Source organism: Bordetella sp. FB-8 (assembly GCF_000382185.1).
Lineage (GTDB): Bacteria > Pseudomonadota > Gammaproteobacteria > Burkholderiales > Burkholderiaceae_B > Bordetella.
The window spans coordinates 2,409,252-2,433,400 of record NZ_KB907784.1; the positions used below are offsets into that span (position 1 = coordinate 2,409,252).

The following is a 24,149-nucleotide window of genomic DNA, read 5'->3' on the forward strand; positions in this document are numbered from 1 at the left end:
TGCGCGAGGCGATGCATGCGTGACGCAGCGCCCGTGCCGGCTGGACAAGGTCCGGGCGGCTTGCCCGATTGCCCTGTCGAACTGATCTCTCCCGTGCGCGCTGCGCTGCGGGGGCTGCCCAGGAACACGTCGCGAATCGCCGCCGCGGTCAGCGGCGGAGCCGATTCGGCCATGCTGGCGCTGGCTGCCGCGCATGCGGCGCGCGGCTTGGGTCTCGATCTTTTCCTGTTCCATGTCCATCACGGTCTGCAGGCCCAGGCCGATGACTGGGCCGCGCATGTTCGAGCCTTGGGCGCCTTGCTGGGGGTTCCGGTGCTGCAGGCCCGTGTGCGCGTGCCCGACGATACCGGCAAGGGCATCGAGGCCGCGGCCCGGCAGGCGCGCTACGAAGCCTTGGGCGGGTTGGCGCGCCAGTGCGGTGTTGCCGACGTGCTGCTGGCCCACCACCAGGACGACCAGGCCGAGACCGTACTGCTGCGGCTGCTGCGCGGGGCCGGCCTGCAGGGCATGGCCGCGATGGCGGCTCAGACCGAGCGCGATGGCGTGCGCTATCTGCGCCCCTGGCTGGCGGTGCCGCGCGCGGCGATCCGCGCCGCGGCCGCCGGTTTTGCCCAGGCCCAGGGTTGGCAGCCCGTGGAGGATCCGACCAATACCGATGCGCGCTATACCCGCGCGGCGGTTCGCACCCAGCTCAAACCTGCGCTGGATGCGCGCTGGCCGGCATGGCAGGCCATCGTCGCGCGCCATGCCCGCCACATGGCCGAAGCGGCCCAAGTGCTGGCCGAAGTGGCCCAGGCCGACTTGGTGGCGCTGGGTTTTTCATCGGCGGACGCCAGTTTTTCCCTGCTGGCCTGGCGCGATCTGTCGCCAGCGCGGCAACTGCAGGTGCTGCGCCACTGGCTGGCCGGCCTGGATCTACCCATGCCCAGCGACGCCCGATTGGCCGAACTGGCGCGCCAACTGCGGCAGCTGCATGCCATGGGCCACGACCGCCAACTGCGCTGGGAGCACGCGGGCAGGGTGGTGGGATGCGTGCGGGAACGGGTGGTTATTTCCTTATCGCCCAGGGTTTGAAGCAGGATTTCACCAGCGCGCTAAAATATTTGGCTTTGCCGGCCGCCTATCCCGAGTCGTGCGCATTGCGGTAGGCGGCGTTGTTTTTGTCCAGAGCACGAATTTCAGAGCACTATGTCCCTGATCGTTCATAAATATGGCGGCACGTCGATGGGCTCGATCGAGCGCATCAAGAACGTCGCGCGCCGCGTTGCCAAGTGGCATGCCGCCGGCCATCAAGTCGTGGTCGTTCCTTCTGCGATGTCGGGCGAGACCAATCGCCTGCTGGGCCTGGCGCGCGAACTGTCGCCGCAGCCCGACGGCCGCGAACTCGATGCGATCGCCGCCACCGGCGAGCAGGTCAGCAGCGGCCTCTTGGCCATCGCCCTACAGGCCGAAGGCGTCCGGGCGCGCAGCTACGCCGGCTGGCAGGTGGCCGTCAAGACTGATTCGTCCTACACCAAGGCGCGCATCAACTCGATCGACGACACGCGAATTCGCGGCGACCTGGGCGCGGGCCGCGTGGTCATCGTCACCGGCTTTCAGGGGGTAGATGACGACGGCCATATCACCACGCTGGGCCGCGGCGGCTCCGACACCTCGGCCGTGGCCGTGGCGGCCGCCATCGGTGCGGATGAATGCCTGATCTATACCGACGTCGACGGCGTCTACACCACCGACCCGCGCATGGTGCCCGAAGCGCGTCGCATGGCCGTCGTTTCCTTCGAGGAAATGCTGGAGATGGCCTCGCTGGGTTCCAAGGTCTTGCAGATCCGTTCGGTGGAGTTCGCCGGCAAGTACCGCGTGCCTACGCGCGTGCTGTCGTCGCTGACCGACCCGCTCATGCCGCTCGACGAGGAAATGCGCTCGGGCACGCTGATTACTTTTGAGGAAGACGAAAAAATGGAAGCCGCCGTTGTTTCGGGCATCGCCTTCAGCCGCGACGAAGCCAAGATCACCCTGCTGGCCGTACCCGACAAGCCGGGCATCGCCTACTCCATCCTGGGTCCGGTTGCCGCGGCCAATATCGATGTGGACATGATCGTGCAGAACGTGTCCGTGGCGGGTTCTACCGACTTCTCGTTCACGGTCAATCACAACGAATTCCTGCGCACCGTCGACGTGCTCAAGCGCGAAGTCATCCCCGCAGTGGGCGCGCGCGAACTGATCACCGACGAGAAGGTCGCCAAGGTCTCCATCGTCGGTATCGGCATGCGCTCGCATGTGGGCGTGGCCAGCCTGATGTTCCAGACCCTGTCGCAGGAAGGCATCAACATCCAGATGATCAGCACCAGCGAGATCAAGACCTCGGTGCTCATCGACGACAAGTACCTGGAACTGGCCGTGCGCGCCTTGCACAAGGCCTTCGACCTGGACAAGGAACCGGCGGCCAAGGGCTGACTCGGCACCGTGGCGGGGTTTTCCGCAACGCAGTAACGATGCGGAAATTCTGCTAGAATCTTTTGCTCTTTCCGGAGACATGGCCGAGAGGTTGAAGGTACTCCCCTGCTAAGGGAGCATGTGAGCTAAAACTTGCATCGAGGGTTCGAATCCCTCTGTCTCCGCCAGCTTTCTTTAAGGTCTTGATTTGTCAGGACTCCTAGGTAAATCAAGACCTTAAAAGCGAAGTTGATACACATGAGTGCTACACAGACTCCCAAGGAGAACCCTGTGTGTACTCATCTCCACAAGCGGTCCAACGGCGTTTACTACTTCCGCCGTCGCGTCCCTCTCGATCTTGTCGAGTTCTTCGGCAAGTACGAATTCAATGAATCCCTGAGCACGAAAGACCGGCGCACTGCCGAGGTTGCCTGCCGCAAGAAATCCATAGCGACAGATGCGATATTCGCCAAGGCTCGGGCGATGATGCTGGAAGAACAGGCAACGCCCGGCCCCAAGCCCCAGGTCAAGCCTCTGACGCCTGAGCAAGAGCGGGCGCAGTGGGAGGGCGAGCAGTGGGCTATTGAACAAGTCGCCACGGACAACGCATTCGTTGACGAGATACGCGAAGACAAGGCGAATCGTCGGGAGGCGTACAGGTCCGTTATGGCCTTCACGCAAGCTATGGGCCTTGATATGCCTGCGGCTGACAAAGAGGCCCTACAGTCGATCTTTGCGCGGCAGGAGGGGGAGGAGTCCAAGCCCGCCGATAAGCCCGCTGGCAAGGCGTCAGGCCCGACCCTCAATGACATCCTCGATAAGTGGGCCAGGGAGCGTAAGCCCGCTGCGAAGACCGTAGCCCGCGCCCAGCGTACCCTGGATGCACTCACAGCAGCGTCAGGCGTCATCCTTGCGGCCAAGGTCGAGCGGCGTCACGTCTTGCAGCTCAAAGACTCGCTCGTGTCCAAGGGGCAGACAGCCGCAAACATCAACGTCCAGCTTGCGACGATGGGCACGGTGTTCAATTACGCCGTGAACAACGACCTGGGCATGTCGGCCAATCCGGCCAAGGGCGTCAGTGTTACCGACAAGGTGCGGGCCAGGGACAAACGGGACGCCTTCGACTTAGCGGCCATGCAGGCGATCTTCGGTAGCCCGGTCTACACGCAGCACGAGCGACCCCGAGGCGGGGGAGGGGAGGCCGCGTACTGGCTTCCCGTGCTGGCTCTGTACACCGGGGCACGTATGGAGGAGTTGGCGCAGCTACGGCCCGAGGACGTATACGAGGAGCGTTACCAGGACATGCACGGCAAGGATTGCACGGCCTGGGTTATGCGCTTCGTGAACAACGAGGCCGAGGGCCAGCGCGTCAAGAATGAGGGCAGCGAGAGGCGCATCCCCGTGCATGCCGAGTTGATCCGTCTAGGCTGGCTGGATGTTGTCCGGGCCGCGAAGAAGGCGGAGAGCAAGCGGATATTCCCTGAGCTGGTGCCCGACGTGGACGGTAAGGCGTCCGGCAATTTCTCCAAGTGGTTCGGTCGTTACCTGCGCAAGGTGTGCGGCGTGACAGATATCAGCACGTCAAGGCGCTGGTGTGCATGTTGCTGGGATGGTGATCGGGCAGGCTGCCCTCTCCCCGACGCTGCCGCGTTCTCGGGAGGGCCGCCACGGGGGAAAACCAGGGCGCGGCGCGGGCGCGAACCTCACGGATGACTAGGGGCTGTCATCAATTGATGGCTTGAGATTTTAGGCCAGGCGTTCCAAACTTCGGCCGTATGTCGAGACGATATGCATTGCGAGATGATCAGTGGGAGCGGATTGAAGGTTTGCTGCCTGGGCGAGCGGGCCATGCTGGCGTGACCGCGCGAGACAATCGCCTATTCGTAGAGGCGGTGCTGTATCGCTATCGCGCAGGTATACCCTGGCGGGATTTGCCGGAGCGCTTCGGGGATTTCCGCGTCGTGCATCTGAGGCACATGCGTTGGAGCCGTAGCGGCGTGTGGCGGCGCGTGTTTGAGGCGCTGGCACAGGATGCGGACAACGAGTACGCGATGATAGATGCCACGATTGTGCGAGCCCACCAGCATGGCACAGGCGGAAAAGGGGGGCTCAGGCGCAAGCCATCGGACGCAGCCGGGGGGGGCTGAGCACAAAGATTCATGCCACGGTCGATGCGCTGGGCAACCCAACGCGTTTTCACCTGACGCCGGGGCAGGCCTCGGATTTGGAAGGGGCCGATGCCCTGTTGCCGCATACGCAAGGGGAAACAGTGATGGCCGACAAAGCCTATGACGCGCAGCAGCGCGTGATCGAACCCCTGTTACGCGCTGGAAAGTCCGTCGTCATCCCCTCTCTACGCACACGCAAGCACCAGCGAGACTATGACCGGCACTTGTACAAGGCGCGTCACCTGATCGAGAACTTCTTCGCCCGCCTCAAGCAGTACCGCGCCATCGCCACGCGCTACGATAAAACCCGCACCGCGTTCCTTGGCGCCATTCATCTCGCCGCTGCCGTCATTTGGCTCAATTGATGACAGACCCTAGGCTGAATCGACATTCATTTTTAAAATGAAGGGATGTCCAAGCAAATGCATCCCCGCCCCAGTCGTTACGAACTTAGCCAAGCCCAGTGGGAGCGCATCGAATTGCTGCTGCCAGCGCCTTGCGCTCTTTCCAGTTAGCGTAAGCCAGGCTGTTACGGATCAGGTGAACGATGCAGGTCTGCGGGGTGGTTGCCGGGAACACCGCCGCCAGCGCATCGGGCAGCCCCTTCAGGCCGTCAGTGACGGCAATCAGGATATCGTTAACGCCTCGGGTTTTCAGATCGTTGAAGACCTTCATCCAGAACCTGGCACCTTCGGTATTTTCAATCCATAGACCCAGAATGTCCCGGGTGCCGTCGGCCAGAACGCCTAGCGCCAGGTAAACCGCTTTGTTGCGCACCACGGCATCTTCACGGATCTTCACGCGCAGAGCGTCGAAGAACACGACCGGATACATCGGTTCGAGCGGCCGGGCCTGCCACGCCGTGACTTCGACCATGACTTCATCGGTGACCGTGCTGATGAAGTCCGGCGAAACTTCCGTGCCGTATTGCTCGAGCAAAAAACCCTGGATTTCTCGCACCGTCATGCCTCGGGCATACATGGCGATAATCTTGTCATCGAACCCGGTAAACCGCCGTTCGTGCTTAGCGATCAGAATAGGATCAAAGCTGCCGTCACGGTCTCGCGGCACCTCGATGCGCAGCGGGCCGTCTTCGGTCAGCACCGTCTTGGCGCCTTTGCCATTGCGCTGGTTAGTCACCGATTCCGGTTTGGCCATGCCAGGCTTGTAGCCCAGGTGGTGACTCATCTCGCCTGACAGCGCCCTTTCAATCAGCGCCTTCTTCAGCGCCATGACTGTGGCGTTGATCTCGGCGGCCGTCTTCGGACCGTCGCCGAGCAGCTCAAGCAATTCGGCAGGTAGGGTCGGCAGTTCTGCCAACGGGGTCTTCGGCTTGCGGGGCATATCCTCTCCTTGGAGACATGTTATGCCCTGAACACGAAATTACTGATAGACCCCTTCCCGGAAGATAGCTTCCGGGGTGCGCATCAGGTACGGCATGATGGTACGTTCCTATGATTGACGGCTTACATGCTTCATGATGCTGTCGACCGCCGACAACATCTTTATTTGGGCTGGCGCATTGGCGGAATGAATAGTGATCGAGGATGGAGAAAATTTGCGCATGAAAACCGCGTCCTCGATCCAAAGGAGCATGTCGTAGCTGGTTCCACGTTCATCGTCACCCAGGTCATGATCCAAACTGATCTGCGTCACCGTACCGGTTTCGAACAGTGCGATGGTTTCTTCCCGCCAGCGAGCAGATACCCATCCTTCTGGCGCCTGCCGCTCATCATCAAGAAAGACTTTCACTGCACCTCCCCTCGGAAAACCTTCCCCATGGCGGGCATGCACAGCGTTAAAGCAGCGCTACTCACGACCGGTCGGACAAGGCTTAACGCGGATGTCGTATCTGCTATTTCTTGACTTTCAGATAAAGCCGATGCGTTGCCTGATGCCACTGACCTTCAGGGCACACTCTGCCAGCAGGGCAGCAGCGAAATCGTGTGCCGTATTGAGCCGGTGAAATCTGGACTGCCGGATGACGGCGGCGAAATCCCCCGGAGTCAAATTGCGCAAGGCTTGTACCGACGCCAGATCGCTCTCACTAGGCTGAATATCCATAGCCGCGCAATGCCTGGTAAACAGGGCTTGGGCCTGATCCGGGCGCAAGTGATCGAACTTCACTTTCAGGTCGAAACGCCTTAGCGAGGCTTCGTCCAAGTCATCCATTAGGTTGGTCGAGGCCACAAACACGCCGGGAAACTCCTCCATCTGGGTCAACATCTCGTTGACCTGCGTCACTTCCCAGCCATGCCGCGCGCCGCGCCGATTCTGCAGAAAGCTGTCGACCTCGTCGATCAGCAGTAGCGCCTTTTCCCGCTTCGCGTCGCGAAAGGCGCTGGCGATGTTTTTCTCGGTCATCCCAACCCAAGGCGAAACCAGATCAGACACCTTGGTGGCGTGCAGCGGAACGCCGAGCCGATCGGCGAGATAACGGCCCAGTGCTGTTTTGCCTGTACCTGGTGGGCCATAGAAGCACACGCGGCCGGAACGCGTCTGGATCAGCCCTTCGATTATTTGGTCGAGATTGACATTCGCATGGATGAAGGCTGGATCGTAAACCTCAGGCAAGCGCGCTGGATCGTGCCTGGCGACGAGACGCAGACCTTGCGCCTCCAGACTGTCCGCGATGAGCATGTTCATCGTGTCGCTAATTTCCTGTACGCTCAGCTCGCCTTCGATGCTGCGCACCACCGAAGCCGCCCGCGTTATCACCGCCGGGGAGAGATCCTGGGATTCGGCCAGGCGCAGCACTTCATGCTCGCTCAGCAGCCCGTCACAGGCCGCACGGATAATGTTCGTTCGCGTGGCCTTGGGCGGAACGGGCATTTCCTTGACCATGTCGAAGCGACGAAGAAAAGCCGGGTCCATGCAGTACACCGCGTTCGACAACCATAGGGTGGGGATGGGGTTGCTTTCCAGCATGCGGTTCATCCAGGCCTTGCGCTTCTCGGCGGTACTGCGCTTGCCAAGCAGGCTGGCTCCGTCGTTGAATACATCCTCGACCTCGTCGAACAGTAGTATGGTGTTCTTCTGTTTGGCGAACAGACACTGCGCTGCCCGATACGAACGCAGACGATCCTCTCCCTCTACGGGGTCGCCGTCGCTGTCCTCGCTCGATATCTCGAACAATTCGCAGCCCATATGGCGCGCGATCGCGCGGGCGAGTTCGGTCTTGCCCGTACCTGGCGAACCGTGCAGCAGGATGTTCACACCCTTGCGCCGCGCTTTTACCGCTTCATTCAAATACGCCGAAAGCACCCGAATGAATGAAGAGAGATGCTCATAACTAGCCAAGTCCAGCTTGGCCGGGTCGGATGGCATCACCACGTCGCGCAGCAGATTGTGCATGTCGATGGGAGCGCTGAAGACTCGGTCGGCAAAACCCCGCGACAGAAGATCGATCTTGGACTCGAAGCGATGCGAAGACGAACCGTCGACCGACATCAGGCCGGATTGCGCCAGCAGGCCTCGGGGGCTCAGCGCTTCGGCGACGTCCTGTTCAGACAGATTCAGCGTGCTTGACAGAAAGCTGATCAGGCGCGACGCATTCATTTCACCGAAGAGATTTGCGATGTTCATTAGCGATGCATCCTGATTCGCCATGATTGCGAATTCGAGTAAGCGGCAGTCGACCTCGGACAGTCCCACTACCTCGGTCAGTCTGGCGATGTTTGCATGCAGCGTATCGGGCACGCGCAAACCGGCGCTCGACTTTTCCGCGGTCTCGTATTGTCTTTCCAGCGCCTTGCGGACGGCGACTTCATTAATGCCGTCCTCGCTGTCCAGCCAGCGCTCCAGGCCGAGTTCGCGTGCGAGTCGATCATCGGAAAAGCCGCGCCGGCCGCGAACGAAGTCCTTGTAGAGGCCCACCGGAACGAGAGCGCGCAAAATCCACAATTTTGTGATGGGTGCTATTTCGGATTTTTTCAAGCCACGTCCACGCATGGTCGTGCTCCCTATTGCAAGATCGTAAAGCCGTTTCGCGAAATGGAAAGATCTCCTCCCAGGTCTGCCGTGCCTGAGAGAACGAAATTTCCGTAGATCTTCGTCCGGCCGTGTACGACAACGCTTTCGTACACCCGAGCGTTGTCGTAGATGTGAGCCGACTCGTGGATTTCAGCATCCCCGAATACACGAGCATTACCCGAAACCTTCGCCTTACCATGGATCCGTGCGTTACCTAGGATTTGAGCGTTGTCCATGACTTGAGCACTGCCATAGACCTCTGCTTGGCCATACACCTGGGCATTACCCGCAATTACTGCATGTCCATGAACTAAGGCGTCATCAAAGACCTGGGCGTTATCTTTGATTTGGGCGTTTCCATACACCTCGGCCAAGTCCACCGAGGCGTCACCCAAGATTTGCGCGTTACCGTGTACCCGTGTATTGAAAGCGGCGCGGGCGTTTTCGCTGATCCTGGCCTCGCCGTAGACACGCGCATCGTCGTAAACCCACGCGAGGCCTTCGGGATCAAGGTTGCGCTCGCTCTCCAGGTAGCCACCCAAATCGCCGGGAAATACTGACTGTCCCAACTGCATGAGCGCTCGGATCCACCGCAAAATCGTCCCGTCTTCGAACTCGATCGTGTCGGATTCGATGAGCTCGTATTTATTGTTCGTATGGGTGACCATGTCATTCTCCTTATGCAGACGAAGATCAAGCATGCGAATGATTTTTCACCGTATGCTGTAAAGACATTGTTGCTGCAAAATGAGACATTTAATGTCTTTGATTGGGGGGGGCAGCGACATGAGAGTGGGTGTGCTATTTATGGACATAAATTGTCCTGATTAGAAGGTAAAACCAGACCTATTACCTTCGATTGGAAAAAATCATGGAAACAATAATTCGGCAAGGGGATGTACTTCTTATCGGCGCCACAGGCCTACCAACGGATGCTATTGACGTGACACCTGCGCAGGGACGCGTCGTTCTGGCACATGGTGAAGTCACGGGTCATGCTCACGCGATTTACGACCGAGGCACGGAAGTCGAACCTACGGTTAGGTTGTGGGAGGCGGGAGCAGAGCGATTCCTGCAGGTATTGGTCTCGGTGCCGCTACAGCACGAAGAACACACGGAGCTTTCGCTGCCTGTTGGTGTCTACAAGTTGCCCCAACAGGTCGAATACGACGGTCCTGTCCTACTGCGTCGTGTTGAGGACTGACATCATGCGTCAACGCATTCGGAACAGATCCATTGCAACGGGTTCAGTCACGCGTGTGGAAAGAGACGCGTTGGAAAAGCTTGCCTCAAAATGGCGAGCTAATGCCTTATCTACGGTGTCGGTGGATGCTTCGGGCGCTATTACTCTGGTCAAAGCCAGGTATCGAGTGAGCGGTCTGGGAGAACCCAGTGTGGTTGTGGTTTCGTCTCCATTCGTCATGGCCATTGTGGCAGGGGCTATAACGGGAATTCTGTACGCTGAATGTACTGGTGTCAGATCGATGCATGACGCTCGACGGTTTGGTATCGAGCCCGGTAGCCGGGTCTTGGCAAGGTCACAACGACAGGTGATGACTGTGCCACCCGTTGAAGCCAAAACTGAGCAGTCATCTCCTGAAGGGGCTTCCCCCCTGGGTTACGACGTGGCGGCTGCTATCAACATGGCTAGGCGAAGCATCCCTAGATTTGGCAATGAATCTTGGTTGCCACCGGGTGCGACGAGAATGAATTCCTTCTGGAGTGAAGGCTGGCAACCGGCACAGGCGATGGTGAAGGACATGAGGCTTGCTGAAATTTCAGCATTGAATGATCCGAGTGTGCTCAAAGCGCTGCATGACGAAGCGGCAGACGCAATCTCCATGCTTGCTGAAAATATGCAGCTTTATCACGCCAATAGGCAAGTGAATCTCCAAATAGAAAGTCATAATCTGGCTTTCTCCCAGCCCGTGGAGATGCTCAAAACCCTGTTCCAGAATCTAGGGGAAGTCTTCGATATTTCACCGCAATTGCTGAGGGCGTACTGGATGCGCATTCCCTATCAGGTCAATTTCGGCAACTTTGTAAGCGATGAGGCATTTTTTTCAGAAGCAATGCACGAGGTATTCGGTATTGCGGATTCAAAGACCGAAGAACAAAAGGCATGGGAGGCCTATTGCTTGGGTGCCGGCATATGCCTGCCCTTCGAGCAGTTTTGTGTAGTGAGTGATCGTCCAGCGCGAATTAGCATTGATGAGAGTGGACGGCTGCACGATGACGGCGATGCAGCTATCCAATGGAGGGATGGCCTGCGGATGCACTATTGGCACGGTACGTTCGTTCCAGGCCGTGTGGAGCATTTTGTAAGCGATCCTAAAAGCCTGACTACTCGGGATATCGAAGCCGAGCAGAATGCTGAGATGCGTCGGTTGATGCTGGAGATTTATGGCCTGAAGAGATATGTGCTTGATACCGGCGCACATGTAATCGACGTGATTCCAGAGGATCATTGCATAGTAGGACTGCGCACCGCATGCTTACTGAAGAAAAGCATGGGTCGCGGCGACAGCCCACTGTATTTTGTCAATCTGCTAAATAGCACACCTGAACCGGACGGCACGCGGCGACGATATCTGCTGCGTGTGGATCCTGATGCGTACGATGGCGAGGCCGCAAGAAATGTCCACGCCGCTGCAGCGTCTACTTGGCGTAACGCTGACGGGAGTTTGGTATTCGATAATTGGCTCGACTACATGCCTACAATCGAGTCATGAGTAGATCAAGAGGGTTAGTTGTAAAGCTTGTGCATCGCCTCAATCTTTTCTGCAAATTCCGTTCGCAAGCGCTTGGGTGATATCACCTCGATCTGTGCGTCATGCGACAGCACCCACCAACGAAAGCGCATGCTTGGTACAACCGTGGCATGAATGGTCACGCTGCCGTCCTTGTGTCGCTTAACCTGTTGATCCTTGGAAATCGGGGTTTCCTGTAGGAGTTGCGTCAGAAAGCCGCTAACTCGCAAAACGACAGTCGTTGCTTTCTCTTCGAAGAACTCCATCGCCCGATCTTTCTCTATGTATTCGGTCAAGTTGAAGTCAGGCGGATAGGAAAAACTTTCATCATCAACTTTTGCGCTGGCGATTCGATCCACGCGATAACGTGCAGGGTTGGGCACAAAGCCGTCTTTATAAAAAGTCTTGGCTACGAGGTAAAGCAGACCTTCGGCGCTTTCGACTAAGCTCAGGGGCATAAGCGTATAGGCTTGTGGCTTGTCGATGGATCCCGGTTTGCGATACGTAATCTTCAAGAGCCGTTCCGTGAACAAGGCGTTGGTAATCGGGTAGAAAACCTTGTCATCAAGATTGGGGCGAATAAGCTGGAATCCTCCCCCGACCATGGCGATCTTCAGTGGCCAATTGGCGTATTGCTTTTCGCGTGCATCGTTGGCGTGCTTGAGCCGAGTGGCAGCCATGTCAAATAGGCCTTTGAGCGTTTTCTGAGCCAACTCAGGTAACTGGTGAATTGAATAGCGCTGCAGAATTTGCAGGGCTAGTGCTTCGTCCAAGCCCATGGCCCCTTTGTTGATTCCGGTGGCGCCGGCTTTGCGTTGCCATTCAAGTGTGCGCCCAATTTCCTGGCCATCGACTAAATTTTCTTCTTCCAGTGCTTGTAGTGCTCGCACGATTTTCTTGGAATAGGGGACCTCATGGCCCCGCTCTTTCAATTGCCGGATGAGTTCGGATGTAGGCATCCAAGGAGGCGATGAGTTCTTGTCAGGCAGCAGCGACAGAATGAATTGATTGAGAGTCGACATGAGGAAATTTTTATATTGATAATGGACAACAAATGTCCGAGTCTTAATGAATAATAGCTGCCCTGTCTTGCGGTGGGAAGATCACCATGTCAATTCAAGAAAAAGCCAAGCTTGCGGCACAGTGGATACAAGAGGCGTCTGTCATCATGATTGCTGCGGGTGCGGGAATGGGAGTGGATTCCGGGTTGCCAGATTTTCGGGGGGCACAGGGGTTGTGGACAAAATTTCCGGAATTGAAGGAACTCAACTGGGGGTTTCAGGATATCGCCTCACCTAAGGCGTTCAGGGAGCATCCATACCTGGCCTGGAATTTTTACGCCAAGCGGTTGGATTCCTACCGTCGAACGACGCCGCACGCAGGGTTTGAGATTCTTTTGCGTTGGGTGGCCCTCACCACTCAGGGGCATCGTGTTTTCACGTCCAATATCGATGGTCAATTTCAGAAAGCAGGCTTTGCCTCCCATCAGGTTTTAGAGGTTCATGGCAGCATACATAGGCTTCAGTGCCTCAGACCTTGCCGCGATGACATATGGGATGCCGATGTGTATCAACCCAAATTCTGCGTTGAAGGAAATCTTCTCTGCCCGCCGCCTACTTGTCCGCATTGTGGCGGTCTGGCCAGACCTCATGTCCTGATGTTTGATGATTGGGGATATATCGACGGACCAACGATGCAGGAGGTGTCGGCGTTTAATGTTTGGGGATTCAAGCACAAAAATGAATTGCTTGTCATCGAGTTGGGAGCTGGTAAAACGATCTCTACGGTCCGGAGGTATGGCGAGCGATTTGCGCATCGATTCATTCGGATTAATCCCAATGAATGGGGAGTGCCCAGCGGGAAGAGCCGCATGGGTATTCAAGGCGGTGCGCTGAGCGTGTTGCAACAAATCGATGCCGAGCTTATGGCTCTGAGAGATCAGAGATAAAGATTGTTAAACGCTTGCCCGCTTCAGCGGCAATCGGGATGGCAGGAGTACTGTTGGTTCATTCAGCGGTTTTTCGGTAGACGGCAATACCGGGCATTGTGATAGCCTTTTCATCTACAGAAAGCGACATCATGACATCGGTAAGAGACAGATACTGTCCATGATGGAACATACACTGCAATTCCTGTTAGTTAGCCACGGAACTACACATGAAGGCACTGTCTAAGTCCAAGATCATCGCCTACCGCCAATGCCCCAAACGGCTGTGGCTGGAAGTGCATCGCAAAAACTTGCTGGACAACTCCGCTAACACGCAGAAAATCATGCAGGCCGGCCATGAGGTCGGCGCAATCGCCCAACGGCTATACGACCCCAAAGGGAAAGGGGTGCTGCTGACCGCACAGGAAGATGGCTACCAATTTGTATACGACCGTACCCGCGAGTTCCTGCAATCAGATCAACCTATCTTTGAGGCAGGCTTTACCATCGGACGCGCTTTGGCTTTTGCGGACATCATGCTGCCTACTGGTCGTGGTGCCAACCGCGGGTGGCGCATGGTGGAAGTCAAATCCTCCACTAGTGTCAAGAACTACCACCTAGATGATGCAGCCGTGCAAGCTTTCATCGCCTTGGAGTCGGGTGTCCCGCTGAAGGCAATCGCCCTGGCGCACATTGATAGTTCGTGGGTGCATCCCGGGGGTAACGACTATGCTGGACTGCTGATTGAAGAGGACGTCAGTGAATCGGCTTTTTCCCGCAGCGATGAAGTGCGAACCTGGATAGGCGAGTCGCAGGAAATTGTCGCCTTGGATGCGGAGCCTGAAATCAGAACTGGCAAGCATTGCTCAGACCCTTTTGATTGTGGTTTCCATAATTACTGCATCAGTCAAGAGGCACAGGCGGAATATCCGGTGCAATGGTTACCAGGCAGGTGGAGCCAAAAGCTGAACTCCCTGGTTGATGATGACGGCATCAAAGATATGCGAGATGTGCCAGATGATCTGCTTAACACCAAACAACTGCGTGTGAAGCAGGTGACGCTGTCTGGGAAGCCTTATTTCAGCAAAAAAGAAACCGTAGCGGCCTTGGTGGGCTACAAATTCCCCGCGTACTTCCTGGACTTCGAGACGATAAATTTCGCCGTGCCGATCTGGAAAGGTGTGCGCCCCTATCAACAAGTACCTTTTCAATTCAGTGTGCACCGGCTTGATCGAAAATGGGAGGCCACACATGATGGTTTCCTGGATTTGTCCGGGAATGATCCATCCCCTGCGTTTGTTGCTGCCTTGATTAACAGTTGTGGCAAGTCTGGTCCGATATTCGTCTACAACGCGGGTTTTGAAAGTGGTCGCATCAAGGAACTAGCGGAACGCTTTCCGAAACGCAGACAAGAACTGCTGGCATTGGTGGGCCGCATTGTTGACCTATTGCCCATCGTGCGGGATCACTACTATCACCCCAGCCAGCAAGGAAGCTGGAGCATCAAGGCCGTATTGCCCGCACTATGCCCTGAACTGAGCTACGAACAACTGGATGGTGTGCAAGATGGTGGCATGGCAATGGATGCCTATGCAGAGGCTATTCACCCGAATGTTTCGCCCGAGAAAAAGACGGAGCTGGAATCGCAGCTTTGGAAGTATTGTGAACTGGACACGTGGGCGATGGTGAAGTTATGGGAAGCGTTCAACGGTTGAACTCGATGCCTACCTTCGAACTGAGTTGGAATTATTTTTTATATTAATAGGAGTTGTCGTGGGTATCCAACAGGCATCATTAATAACAGTTAGAGACCTTCTTGAGCAGAAATACAAATTTATCATCCCCGAATATCAACGAGGCTTTGCCTGGGGTAAGGCTCAGTGGGAGGATTTATGGAATGATGCCCAGACCTTTGTTGATCGAAGCATCACGGCAGATCACTTCTCGGGATCGTTGATGCTGCGATCCATAGATGAAAAGGTCGAAGTAGTGGATGGGCAGCAGCGGCTTACAAGTATTAGTCTGCTTCTTCGCGCACTGGGCGCGCCGGTGTTAGATATTGAATTCCAAAATAATGAACCATTGCAGACATATTTCAACTATTACGCGCGCGGCGACCAGTCTATTGATGCCCGATTGGGGCAACATCGGTCGTTCTATGCGCGTAATGTGCAAGATGCTGCAAAATTTTTCGAAGGTAAAGTGCAAAATTTACCATCTGATCAGCACAAAAAATTAGTTCAAGTATTGCTAGACCGATTCAAGATGTTCATGTTGACTCTATCGCCGGAGTTTAATGTTCATGTTACGTTTGAAACCATCAACAATCGAGGGCGAGATCTTTCAATTCTAGAAAAATTAAAAAATAGGCTGATCTACCTATGTTCTACCACTGCTGATCAGGCGGTTGGTTCTCGCGTTGCCGATCGGGTGCATAGCACATGGAAGACTATCTACTATTGGCTAGGAAAAGGAGATACTCTGCTTGATGACGATGAGTTCTTGAGAGCGCATGCGGATGGATGGTTCCGCAAGGAGAAGCGGGCGGAGTGGTTAACTACTCAATTATTCGATGAGGAATTTCACCTTTCTGCCAATATTTCCCCGGAAAAAATAGAAGAATATATTACGAATCTAGAGCAACTATCGGCATGGTGGTATTACCTCAATCATCCCGATGAATTGCCTTCTGAAATAGAACGGATGCTGAACGATTGGCAGCGTGCAAGTTCTTTCAGTACTCGTCCACTTTTGCTATGGGCATTATGGCGTGCGGCGCAAAATGCTCCTTCTCCGGATGTTATCAGCGATCCTAAGAAGTATGGCCATGCTTGGCTAGAGCCGTTTAAAGAACTGGTTTTACAGGCTGAGAGGTTCTCTGTGCTTGTGCTGCTTGGAAACGAACGCCAAGCTAACGTAGGCCAGAGTGCTTTCAATCGGCTTTCTTATCTGCTTGGACATCCTGATGAGACTGTAAATGACGGTTTTTCAGCTGATGCGCCCAAGACGCCAGGGGCTGCGGTAAGCTATGTCGCGGCTTATGTTAAAGCCTTGATAGATAGTCAACCAGATGAAGAAGGTCAGTTCCCAGATGCTAGGTTTCCTTGGGAAGGTTTTTTCACAACGGCAAAAATGATTACAGCGATTACCGAGCGACTGCAAAACAATGGGTTTTATAGCTGGCTTTTTGGCAAACTAATAATTAATGGCTGGGAAGAAAATTTGCGTGGAGAATCTGGGAGGCCCGTGAAAAAATCCTGGGAAAAATTCTCGTGGGATGATTCGGTCGAACACGTCTACCCCCAGACTCCAATTGATGGGTGGGAGAACAGTATTGCAATTGATGGACGTACTTCTCCTCGGGTCAAAAACGCGATGTTGGGTTCGATAGGGAATTTGTTGCTGTTGTCCTGTCCGTTAAATGCTCGGGCGAAAAACTATCTTTATACCAGAAATGATGATCCGCGCAAGGATAAAAGGGAGATTTATAAAAGTGGCAGTTATTCTGAGTGGCAGATTTCAGTAATTTGCCCTAGTTGGAATGCTGCAACGATCGCCGCGCGAGGTATCGCAATGATGCGCTACGCTCAGAGGCGTTGGCAATTCGAGTTGGTGAAGGAAGATGAAAAATTGACCCGCTGGTTGCCAATTCTATTTGGTGATGCCGCTGAAAAGCTTGCTGGGATTCATGGGGGGGCAATTGATGGACGTGTGCTCAACCCGTTGGTTGAGCGGTTCGAGACCATACGGCCGTGAGGTCGTCGCAATCCAGTCAGTTTACGCCGCGTGTCGGGCGCGCGCGGTCTGTTTAGCGGCGTACGGGTAGAAGGGCAAGTTCAACCGTAGTCTTCCTCTGTTACAGAACAGCCTCAAGCCCCTTCCTAACTATCAAATTCAATAGTTTTTGAGAAGGATCATTTAAACGGACGATTCCGAGATGAATGCCTGAACAAGCATTGGTTCACCAGCTTGCGGCATGCCCGTGTTGTCGTGGAATCCTGGTGCCGGGAATACAACGAAGAGCGACACAAGATATCTCTCGGTGGTCTGACCCCAGCGGCCTATGCCAGGACACTGATCCCAAAGCAGTTAAATTAACCCCCAGACTCTAAAGCCCAGTGCTACCGAAAACGGGGGGGACGTCGAATATGTCACAACACAGAAGATTATGACCGAGAAGACCGCGCGTACGATCAAATATTCAATGATCGGAGATATTCGAAAGGGTGACCTTTACGCACTACTGTCGGTTTGTACAGATCATGATCTAGAGCCGCTCCTCTCGCTAATCAAAGACCGTGTTAGCAGCTCAATCGAATCATACGATCAGTACAAGAAATCCCCCTCACAACCGTCTCGGTACTACCGGGCAATTGGTGACGAGATCCGAAGGTTTGGCGGTAATACGATGGCCAATGCGGTGCGTGGGGGCGGTCCTGACTACAGCGAGATCGTGAGTGACGTCTGCAAAAGATTTGGTGTTCCCTTTGACAAAGGCAATATTGTCAAGGCCGAATCGGCGTTGCTGAATCTGTATCTTGACGTTGAATGGTCGATACTCCCTCATTCCGAGCGCGATGCCGCAGTGGAAAAGGCGCGAGCCAAGGTGCTAGCCGAAGCGACAAAATTTTCGAAACTGATCAAGGGCAACGCAGCCAAAGGACCGTTTGCGATATTCGGGCTTCCGGGAGTGCCCGTACTCACAACCCTTTCGCTTGCCGATCCCGCGTACCGCGTTACGGCGCCCTGCGTGCTGCATATTGCGTACTTGCGTCGCCTAGTCCTGGAATCGATAGCGTCAAACTCCACCGCCGTGTTCGAAAACGCTTCGGCTGTACCGCGGTCTGTGACGCGCTCCGCAACATTGATCGTCAGCGAGACAGGCGCAGCCCCCCTAGTTTCACTTACGCGCATTTCCGATCCCAGCATCGAAGACTGGCCGCATGAGGGCAGTGACACGGGTATCAGCAGACTTAGTCTGCATTCGCGCACGCGCCGCGGTTTTGCAACTCGCCGTGACTCTGGGCCTAAGCGAACGCCTCAAAACTACGCGGCTTGAACGGAAACGAAGCCATCACCTATGTTCGTGAAAAGCAACTGCACTCCGAAATCGTAGAGGTAAATCACTTTTCGCGTGGGTGGAGTGAGAAATCCGCCACCGATTTAGGACATAGAGTTCGAAACTTCCTTGGACGCTAACTCGACATGACGACAGCTGCTTCCGTAAGCTTCCCCGTCAAGTAGACAGTTTGTTGTAGACATTCGAAGCCAGGGTTAACCGGGGCAGATATTGCACCGGCGGTACGCCGCCCAGCGATTCATGCGGACGGAATGCGTTGTAATCGCGTAGCCACTCGTCGGCCAGGGCTTGCACCTGCTGAATGTTTTCAAAGATGTGGGCATTCAGGATTTCTGTGCGGAAAGTGCGATTGAATCGTTCCACAAAGGCATTTTGGTTGGGCTTGCCTGGCTCGATATAGAGCAGTTGAATGCCTTTGGCCTTGGCCCATTCATCAAACGCATGCGAAGTCATCTCCGGCCCGTTGTCCATGCGGATGAACTCCGGCGTGCCGTAATAATCGGTCAAGCGACTCAGAACACGAATCAGCCTGGCCGCAGGAATCGAGAATCCTGCCTCGATGGTCAGCGCTTCGCGGTTGGCTTCATCAATGACATTGAGCGTGCGGAACCGCCTGCCGTTGTAGAGCGCATCACTCATGAAGTCCAGCGCCCAGCAACGATTGATCTCGGTCGCAAGGGTAAGCGGCTGACGCTCTCGTTCCCACACCCGTTTCTTGCCACGGCGCGGCAGGTTCAAGCCCATATCGCAGTACACGCGGTGAACCCTCTTGTGATTCCAGGCGCGGCCGTCGAGCCGAATCCGGTCAAAGCATTTCCAGAAACCCCAGCGGCCGTGACTGCTGACCAAATCATTGAGCGCATCAATGACCGGCGCATCTCGCTCGGCTGCTGATACTGGCCTTTTGTAAAACGCCGCCCGCGACAGGCCAGCTAGTTTGCAGGCCCGATGAATGCGGAGCTTCTCTTGCACCAGATGCTCCGCCACCTCGCGCCTGGCTGATGGCGTCAAAACTTTCGTTCTAGGACCGACTTGATGGCGTTGTTCTCCAGCGCCAGGTCGGCATACATCCGCTTGAGCTTGGCGTTCTCCGCCTCCAACTCGCGTAAGCGCTGCAAGTCCGTAAGCGTCCGGCCGAGGCCGTCTTGCATTAGATCTGGATCTGACTCAGACGCTCATTGACCTCATCGAGGTCGAAGGCGGCGGGATCGAAGCGTTTGCCATGCCAGAGCAGCATGTCGTCGTATTCGGGATGGGTGCGGTCTGAGAGCACATGCAAGAAGTGTTCGTAGCCCGGCAGGCCGCCGACATCTTCGGGCGGACAGGCGTTGGCGCCGTCCAGGCACCAGGGCGAGGCCATCGGGCCGTTGAAGGTGGCTACCTCCATTAGACGGACCTTATGCTCCCAGTAGTCGCCGAAGTCGTATAGGTAGTCAAGACTTTGGGCATCGCCCAGCGCGGTGTCCAGCCGCACCCGCTTTTCGCTACGTAGGTTCAACTCTGGATAGTCGGGATCAGGCTCGCCATAGCGCACGCCGTTGATGGCGAACTCATGCAGATGCCCGCCCTGCCAGCCCATGGCACGCAGGATCGTGACGTGCAGCTTGGGCAGCGTGATGCGGCTGGGCACGACCACGGTGCGATGGATAACCGGCGCGATGTGGCGCAACGCGATGCGCAGCACCAGCGCCGTGCCTTGCAAGGGAACAACTTTGGGGCGGCTTACGCTGCCTGTTCGTTGCAGGGTAAAGCCAGATTCCATGGCAGCAAATCCTGGATGCGGTTGATGGGATGATCGGCGATGCGGGCCAGTACCTCGCGCAGGTAGACCATAGGGTCGATGCCGTTCATCGCCGCCGTACCGAGCAGGCTATAGATCGCCGCCGCGCGATGACCGCCCGCGTCAGAACCGGCGAACAAGTAGTTCTTGCGCCCGAGCGCCACCGCACGCAGCGCGCGCTCGGCCGGGTTGTTGTCGATCTCGATGCGGCCGTCGTCGACATAGCGCGTCAGTGCCGCCCACCGCGCCAAGGCGTAATGGATTCCCCCAGCCAGCGCCGATTTACGCGGCAAGGCGCGCATGGTGTCGTGCAGCCAGGCATGCAAGGCGGCCAACAAGGGGCCAGCCCGAGCCTGGCGAACACGCTGTCGCGTTTGCGCCGACTGGCCGCGCAACTGCGCCTCGATGCCGTAGAGCTGCCCGATCCGGGCGATCGCCTCGAGCGCCAGCGGGCTGGCCTGTTGCTCGGCGATGTCGTAGAACTTGCGCCGCACATGCGCCCAGCAGGCGGCCTCGACGACCCGGCCCGTGGCATAGAGCTGATTGAAGCCCGCGTAGCCATCGGCCTGCACGATGCCAGAGAAGTGCCTCAGGTGCCGCGCCGGGTGCTCGCCCTTGCGGTCGGGCGAGTAGCCGAACCAGACGGCGGCAGGTGCAGTGATTCCTGCTGCGCAGTCATCGCGTACATACGTCCACAAGCGCCCGGTCTTGGTCTTGCCTCGGCCTGGGGCCAACACGGGAACCGGCGTGTCATCGGCATGAACCTTGTCGCGGCCGGTCACATACTGCTGTAGCGCCGCGACCAAGGGACGCAGCAATTGGCTGCTGCCGGCCACCCAGTCGGACAAGGTCGAGCGAGACAGCGTGAGGCCATGGCGAGCATAGATGGCGCTTTGGCGATACAGGGGAAGGTGATCGCAGTACTTGGCGACCAGAACTTGCGCCAGCAAGCCAGGTCCGGCCAGGCCGCGTGCAATCGGGCGGCTCGGCGCAGGCGCTTGCACGATGGCATCACACCGGCCACAGGCCAGCTTGGGCCGCACGTGGCGCACCACCTTGAGGCTGGCCGGCACATACTCCAGGACTTCGCTGACGTCTTCGCCCAGCAGCTTGAGTTGTCCGCCACAGGCCGGGCAGGCGCAAGCGTCGCTGGCAGGGTGAATGTGCTCTTCGCGCGGCAACGTGGCCGGCAGGCTCGGGCGAGACTGCCCAGTGCGGCGCGTAGGCTGATCCGCGCGCTTGGCCATGACTGCCTCGGCCATGGTGGCAGGCATCTCTTGCACAGGCTCGTCATAGAGCGCCAGCTGATCGAGCAGATCGCCCCGTTCGCTACTGCGCCCGAAGCGCTCGCGCCTGGCCTTGGCCAGTTGCCAGCGCAGATAGTCATTCTCTTGCTTGAGCGCATCGATCACCGCCTGCAAGGCAGCTTCGCGATCGGTGGTGACAACAGGCGTGGACATACCGATATTTTATCGGCGCAGTGCTCGCGTATAAAGCGTTATCGCGTGGACTCGATGGCCAGGAGACGTGTCATGCGGCAAGCGCCGGTGCAGTGCGGCGTGGCATACGCCAGTCGATGCCTTCGAGCAGCATCGAGAGCTGCGCCGTCGTCAACGCGACGCGCCCGTCCTGCGCCTGGGGCCACACGAAGCGGCCTGCTTCCAGACGTTTGCAGAACAGGCACATCCCATCGCCATCGAACCACAAGGCCTTGATCCGATCACCGCGCCGGCCTCGGAATACAAACACCTGGCCGCTGAAGGGATCTGCCTGCAAATGCACCTGTACCTTGGCTGCCAAGCCATCGAAGCCGCAGCGCATGTCGGTGATACCCGCCACGATCCAGATGCGTGTGTTGGTCGGCAGCATCAGGCCAGTAGCGCCACGAGCGCCGTCCGTAGCAGTTCGGGGTCGATGGCGCCCGTGGCTCGTAGCCTGGCCTGACCCACCGTAATCTCCAGGCAACCGCCATGCGATGCCGTGACGGGCTGTGTCGGCGCTTCCTCAATCACGTCAACCGCCAGCAGTGTCGATGCCGAGGACCCAGCCACGACCGGGCCATTATCCAGGCGACCTTCGCTGTAGAGCTTGCGCCAAGCCCATATCTGATTGGCGTTCACACCATACTCGCGCGCCACGACGGCCACTGACTCATCGCCGCGAAGCGACGCCTCGACGATCTCACGTTTGCGCGCGACAGAGTGGTGTTGGTATTTTCGCCCCGGGTTTGCCATGACCGTCCGACATTCATGTCCAGAATTTTTTGTGGACACAATTTTGAGGGCTATTCAATGCTCACGGAAGAACGGTACTCACCGGACGCTTACGCAAGTCCGATACCTGCACACCGGAATACTTGCTCTTCCAGTTGTAGTACGTCGCTGCGCTGATGCCGTGCTTGCGGCACAGCTCGGCCACCGGCACACCGGCTTCGCCTTCCTTCAGCGCGGCAACAATCTGGCTTTCGGTAAATCTGGATTTCTTCAAGGGAGACTCCTAACGGGGGAGGCTCCGAATATTCTACTGACGACTGTCTACCGCACGGGGAAGCTTACGAGTCCGCGCCGGTGTCGCATCGAGGGAGAAATTTCTTTGCGTTACTCCGCTCGGCCGGCGTGGCTTTGTGCAGCAGTTATTACAATGCCGAAATATATCCCCCATGGGCTTGCTCTATATTGAATTGAACAAAACCCGACTCAATAAAGCCAGTCAATAGGTGATCTCATGAAAATCATTCGTGCCAACGCAGTGCTGGTCGGTGTTCTGGCCATTGTCGCTTCGGCCAGCGCCTTGGCGGAAGTATCCATCGGAGTCAATATCGGCCCGCCCATAGTGGTTGCGCCCCCGCCGGTATATGTGGCGCCGCCCCCGCCCCCGCCGACCTACTACGTTCCCGCTCCCGGGCCGGCCGTCATCATAGGCTGGCACGGCGACCGCTATTGGGATGGCCGCCGCTACTGGGGACGCGAGGATTGGTATCGCCATCATCCCCCGGGCCGCGATCACTGGGATCACGGCCGCGGTCCCGATCGCGATCACGGCCCCGATCGGGATCACGGCCACTGGCATTGACTGTTGGATGATTTTCGCGCGCGCTGCGAGTGTTTGATCCGACAAGAGCCCGGTCCGCAAAGGACCGGGCTCTTGCTATAGGTGCGGCGTTTTCAAGCAGGCGGCAAGGTGCCGAACAAGGCCACGATCAACACGGCGATCGAGCCGGCTGCCACCGAATAGGCCGCCTGCCGGCGCAGAGCGTGCAAGGCATAGGGCTCGCCCGACAAGCGGGGGACCCAGTAATAACGATTGCTCAAGGCCAGAACGGCCATGCCCAGCACGACGGCGATTTTCAGGGCCAGCCATTGCTGGTAGCGCGAATGCGGGTTCAGGCCGCTGCCGCGCAGTATCAGCCAGGTATCCAGGACGCCGGTCAGGATGGATCCCGCGACGGCGATATGGCCCAGTGTTGAGAAACGCACCATGATGGGTCCGGCGTCGTATTGCTCGTCCGGCCATGAGCACAGCAGCGGCAGCACGACCAGCAGGGCGCCGATCCAGAAGGCCGAGCACAGGATGTGCGCGACGTTGTTGGCCATGTGCGCCAGCCCCAATAGTCCTTCGTCCATGGCGGCATGCCCGTTGATGCCGATCCCGGCGAGCACGCAGGCCGATAGGCAGGCCAGGAGTGCGGGCGGACGCTGGCCGGGCAGCCAGAGCGCCGTGCACAGCGCCAGGGCGGCGATGCCTTGCACCAGGCAGGCGTGGCCGTAGTCCGTGAGCAGTGCGACTTGTTGCAGCGTCGCCAGGTTATGCATTGCCGCGCGGCTGTCTGTGACGAGGGCTGCTTCCAGGCTCAGCAGCAGCCATGAGGCAGGCAGGCCAGCCGTGGCGAGTACACGCAGCAAGGGGCGCAGGCGAGCGTTGAGGCGTCGCGCCGCCTGGGCATTGCCGCTTGCCGCCAGCATCAGGCTCGCGCCGAAGACCAACATGGGTGCTAGCGTCGAGACGAAACGGCAAGCGACGTTGGCGGCGGCCAGCATGG

The 24,149-nt window shown here is 57.2% G+C and carries 21 protein-coding genes, 1 tRNA gene and 3 pseudogenes; 12 read left to right on the forward strand and 13 right to left on the reverse strand.

Features of this window, described 5'->3' with window-relative positions:
* Positions 1–15 precede the first annotated feature (15 nt).
* The 5 genes from tilS to H143_RS22065 all read left to right on the forward strand — a co-directional run bounded on the left by tilS (position 16) and on the right by H143_RS22065 (position 4,966).
* Positions 16–1,074 carry a tRNA lysidine(34) synthetase TilS gene (tilS, locus tag H143_RS0111605; protein WP_019938415.1) on the forward strand — a complete coding sequence of 353 codons (1,059 nt, stop codon included), beginning with the start codon at positions 16–18 and terminating at the stop codon, positions 1,072–1,074.
* Positions 1,075–1,188: 114 nt separating this feature from the next.
* Positions 1,189–2,454, forward strand: a complete 1,266-nt coding sequence (locus H143_RS0111610; RefSeq protein ID WP_019938416.1) for an aspartate kinase — start codon at positions 1,189–1,191, stop codon at positions 2,452–2,454.
* Positions 2,455–2,527: 73 nt separating this feature from the next.
* Positions 2,528–2,621, forward strand: a tRNA-Ser gene (locus H143_RS0111615).
* Positions 2,622–2,724: 103 nt separating this feature from the next.
* A complete protein-coding gene (locus H143_RS21615; protein ID WP_051094401.1) occupies positions 2,725–4,146 on the forward strand; it encodes a DUF6538 domain-containing protein in 1,422 nt (473 codons plus the stop codon).
* A 62-nt stretch (positions 4,147–4,208) separates the two neighbouring features.
* A protein-coding gene (locus H143_RS22065; protein ID WP_196801278.1) for an IS5 family transposase occupies positions 4,209–4,966 on the forward strand; the annotation gives its coding sequence in 2 pieces (ribosomal slippage) (positions 4,209–4,530 and positions 4,530–4,966; 759 coding nt in all).
* A gap of 109 nt (positions 4,967–5,075) precedes the next feature.
* Here the strand turns inward: H143_RS22065 and H143_RS20525 are convergent.
* The 4 genes and pseudogenes from H143_RS20525 to H143_RS20530 all read right to left on the reverse strand — a co-directional run.
* Positions 5,076–5,945: pseudogene (locus tag H143_RS20525) on the reverse strand (IS256 family transposase); the annotation flags it as partial.
* A 108-nt stretch (positions 5,946–6,053) separates the two neighbouring features.
* A complete protein-coding gene (locus H143_RS0111640) occupies positions 6,054–6,353 on the reverse strand; it encodes a cyclic-phosphate processing receiver domain-containing protein (RefSeq protein WP_019938420.1) in 300 nt (99 codons plus the stop codon).
* 117 nt (positions 6,354–6,470) lie between these two features.
* Positions 6,471–8,552, reverse strand: coding sequence for an ATP-binding protein (locus tag H143_RS0111645; RefSeq protein ID WP_033365474.1), 2,082 nt, complete (start codon positions 8,550–8,552; stop codon positions 6,471–6,473).
* An 11-nt stretch (positions 8,553–8,563) separates the two neighbouring features.
* A complete protein-coding gene (locus H143_RS20530) occupies positions 8,564–9,241 on the reverse strand; it encodes a hypothetical protein (protein WP_019938422.1) in 678 nt (225 codons plus the stop codon).
* Positions 9,242–9,781: 540 nt separating this feature from the next.
* On the opposite strand from H143_RS20530, the gene H143_RS21625 reads away from it, so the two are divergent.
* Positions 9,782–11,305: a DUF6745 domain-containing protein gene (locus H143_RS21625; protein ID WP_155803379.1), complete on the forward strand. Its 1,524-nt coding sequence runs from the start codon at positions 9,782–9,784 to the stop codon at positions 11,303–11,305.
* 14 nt (positions 11,306–11,319) lie between these two features.
* On the opposite strand, the gene H143_RS0111665 is transcribed toward H143_RS21625, so the two are convergent.
* On the reverse strand, positions 11,320–12,345 hold the full coding sequence (locus H143_RS0111665) for a YafY family protein (RefSeq protein ID WP_019938425.1): 1,026 nt from the start codon (positions 12,343–12,345) through the stop codon (positions 11,320–11,322).
* 86 nt (positions 12,346–12,431) lie between these two features.
* Between H143_RS0111665 and H143_RS0111670 the strand changes: the two genes are divergently transcribed.
* The 5 genes and pseudogenes from H143_RS0111670 (at position 12,432) to H143_RS0111695 (ending at position 18,309) form a co-directional block, all read left to right on the forward strand.
* Positions 12,432–13,271: a Sir2 family NAD-dependent protein deacetylase gene (locus tag H143_RS0111670; protein ID WP_019938426.1), complete on the forward strand. Its 840-nt coding sequence runs from the start codon at positions 12,432–12,434 to the stop codon at positions 13,269–13,271.
* Positions 13,272–13,480: 209 nt separating this feature from the next.
* Positions 13,481–14,965: a DUF2779 domain-containing protein gene (locus H143_RS0111675; protein ID WP_019938427.1), complete on the forward strand. Its 1,485-nt coding sequence runs from the start codon at positions 13,481–13,483 to the stop codon at positions 14,963–14,965.
* A 58-nt stretch (positions 14,966–15,023) separates the two neighbouring features.
* A complete protein-coding gene (locus tag H143_RS22070; protein WP_196801300.1) occupies positions 15,024–17,006 on the forward strand; it encodes a DUF262 domain-containing protein in 1,983 nt (660 codons plus the stop codon).
* 156 nt (positions 17,007–17,162) lie between these two features.
* A pseudogene (locus H143_RS22075) lies at positions 17,163–17,348 on the forward strand (transposase); the annotation flags it as partial.
* A 70-nt stretch (positions 17,349–17,418) separates the two neighbouring features.
* Complete coding sequence (locus H143_RS0111695) at positions 17,419–18,309, forward strand: hypothetical protein (RefSeq protein ID WP_019938431.1); 891 nt, start codon at positions 17,419–17,421, stop codon at positions 18,307–18,309.
* 177 nt (positions 18,310–18,486) lie between these two features.
* Here the strand turns inward: H143_RS0111695 and H143_RS0111700 are convergent, their stop codons facing one another.
* From H143_RS0111700 to H143_RS20545, 7 genes and pseudogenes are all read right to left on the reverse strand, one after another.
* Positions 18,487–19,302, reverse strand: a complete 816-nt coding sequence (locus H143_RS0111700) for an IS3 family transposase (protein WP_231378498.1) — start codon at positions 19,300–19,302, stop codon at positions 18,487–18,489.
* 35 nt (positions 19,303–19,337) lie between these two features.
* Entirely contained in the window at positions 19,338–19,481 is a 144-nt protein-coding gene (locus tag H143_RS0111705; RefSeq protein ID WP_019938433.1) for an IS3 family transposase, read from the reverse strand.
* The gene (locus H143_RS20540) at positions 19,481–20,092 is read right to left on the reverse strand and encodes a plasmid pRiA4b ORF-3 family protein (RefSeq protein ID WP_033365476.1); all 612 of its coding nucleotides are present in this window, start codon (positions 20,090–20,092) and stop codon (positions 19,481–19,483) included. The genes H143_RS0111705 and H143_RS20540 overlap by 1 nt, the downstream gene beginning before the upstream one ends.
* Positions 20,053–21,570: an IS66 family transposase gene (locus H143_RS0111715; protein ID WP_019938435.1), complete on the reverse strand. Its 1,518-nt coding sequence runs from the start codon at positions 21,568–21,570 to the stop codon at positions 20,053–20,055. Before H143_RS0111715 ends, H143_RS20540 begins: the two co-directional genes overlap by 40 nt.
* Positions 21,571–21,640: 70 nt before the next feature.
* Entirely contained in the window at positions 21,641–21,979 is a 339-nt protein-coding gene (gene tnpB / locus H143_RS0111720) for an IS66 family insertion sequence element accessory protein TnpB (RefSeq protein ID WP_019938436.1), read from the reverse strand.
* Positions 21,979–22,344, reverse strand: a complete 366-nt coding sequence (locus tag H143_RS0111725) for a transposase (protein WP_019938437.1) — start codon at positions 22,342–22,344, stop codon at positions 21,979–21,981. The genes tnpB and H143_RS0111725 overlap by 1 nt, the downstream gene beginning before the upstream one ends.
* Before the next feature lie 88 nt (positions 22,345–22,432).
* A pseudogene (locus tag H143_RS20545) lies at positions 22,433–22,597 on the reverse strand (transposase); the annotation flags it as partial.
* A 237-nt stretch (positions 22,598–22,834) separates the two neighbouring features.
* Here H143_RS20545 and H143_RS20550 point away from each other — a divergent pair.
* Complete coding sequence (locus tag H143_RS20550) at positions 22,835–23,182, forward strand: hypothetical protein (RefSeq protein WP_019938439.1); 348 nt, start codon at positions 22,835–22,837, stop codon at positions 23,180–23,182.
* A gap of 92 nt (positions 23,183–23,274) precedes the next feature.
* Here the strand turns inward: H143_RS20550 and copD are convergent, their stop codons facing one another.
* Entirely contained in the window at positions 23,275–24,147 is an 873-nt protein-coding gene (copD, locus tag H143_RS20555) for a copper homeostasis membrane protein CopD (RefSeq protein WP_019938440.1), read from the reverse strand.
* Between the last annotated feature and the right edge of the window lie 2 nt (positions 24,148–24,149).

Bases quoted from the DNA above. Each gene is read 5' to 3' on its own strand.
- H143_RS0111665 (WP_019938425.1), bottom strand. From the start codon at position 12,345: ATGTCGACTCTCAATCAATTCATTCTGTCGCTGCTGCCTGACAAGAAC.
- H143_RS20550 (WP_019938439.1), top strand. From the start codon at position 22,835: ATGAAAATCATTCGTGCCAACGCAGTGCTGGTCGGTGTTCTGGCCATT.
- H143_RS0111675 (WP_019938427.1), top strand. From the start codon at position 13,481: ATGAAGGCACTGTCTAAGTCCAAGATCATCGCCTACCGCCAATGCCCC.
- H143_RS0111670 (WP_019938426.1), top strand. From the start codon at position 12,432: ATGTCAATTCAAGAAAAAGCCAAGCTTGCGGCACAGTGGATACAAGAG.
- tilS (WP_019938415.1), top strand. From the start codon at position 16: ATGCGTGACGCAGCGCCCGTGCCGGCTGGACAAGGTCCGGGCGGCTTG.
- H143_RS0111695 (WP_019938431.1), top strand. From the start codon at position 17,419: ATGACCGAGAAGACCGCGCGTACGATCAAATATTCAATGATCGGAGAT.
- tnpB (WP_019938436.1), bottom strand. From the start codon at position 21,979: ATGCTGCCGACCAACACACGCATCTGGATCGTGGCGGGTATCACCGAC.
- copD (WP_019938440.1), bottom strand. From the start codon at position 24,147: ATGCTGGCCGCCGCCAACGTCGCTTGCCGTTTCGTCTCGACGCTAGCA.
- H143_RS0111610 (WP_019938416.1), top strand. From the start codon at position 1,189: ATGTCCCTGATCGTTCATAAATATGGCGGCACGTCGATGGGCTCGATC.
- H143_RS20540 (WP_033365476.1), bottom strand. From the start codon at position 20,092: ATGGAATCTGGCTTTACCCTGCAACGAACAGGCAGCGTAAGCCGCCCC.
- H143_RS0111725 (WP_019938437.1), bottom strand. From the start codon at position 22,344: ATGGCAAACCCGGGGCGAAAATACCAACACCACTCTGTCGCGCGCAAA.
- H143_RS20530 (WP_019938422.1), bottom strand. From the start codon at position 9,241: ATGGTCACCCATACGAACAATAAATACGAGCTCATCGAATCCGACACG.
- H143_RS0111645 (WP_033365474.1), bottom strand. From the start codon at position 8,552: ATGCGTGGACGTGGCTTGAAAAAATCCGAAATAGCACCCATCACAAAA.
- H143_RS21625 (WP_155803379.1), top strand. From the start codon at position 9,782: ATGCGTCAACGCATTCGGAACAGATCCATTGCAACGGGTTCAGTCACG.
- H143_RS0111705 (WP_019938433.1), bottom strand. From the start codon at position 19,481: ATGCAAGACGGCCTCGGCCGGACGCTTACGGACTTGCAGCGCTTACGC.
- H143_RS0111715 (WP_019938435.1), bottom strand. From the start codon at position 21,570: ATGTCCACGCCTGTTGTCACCACCGATCGCGAAGCTGCCTTGCAGGCG.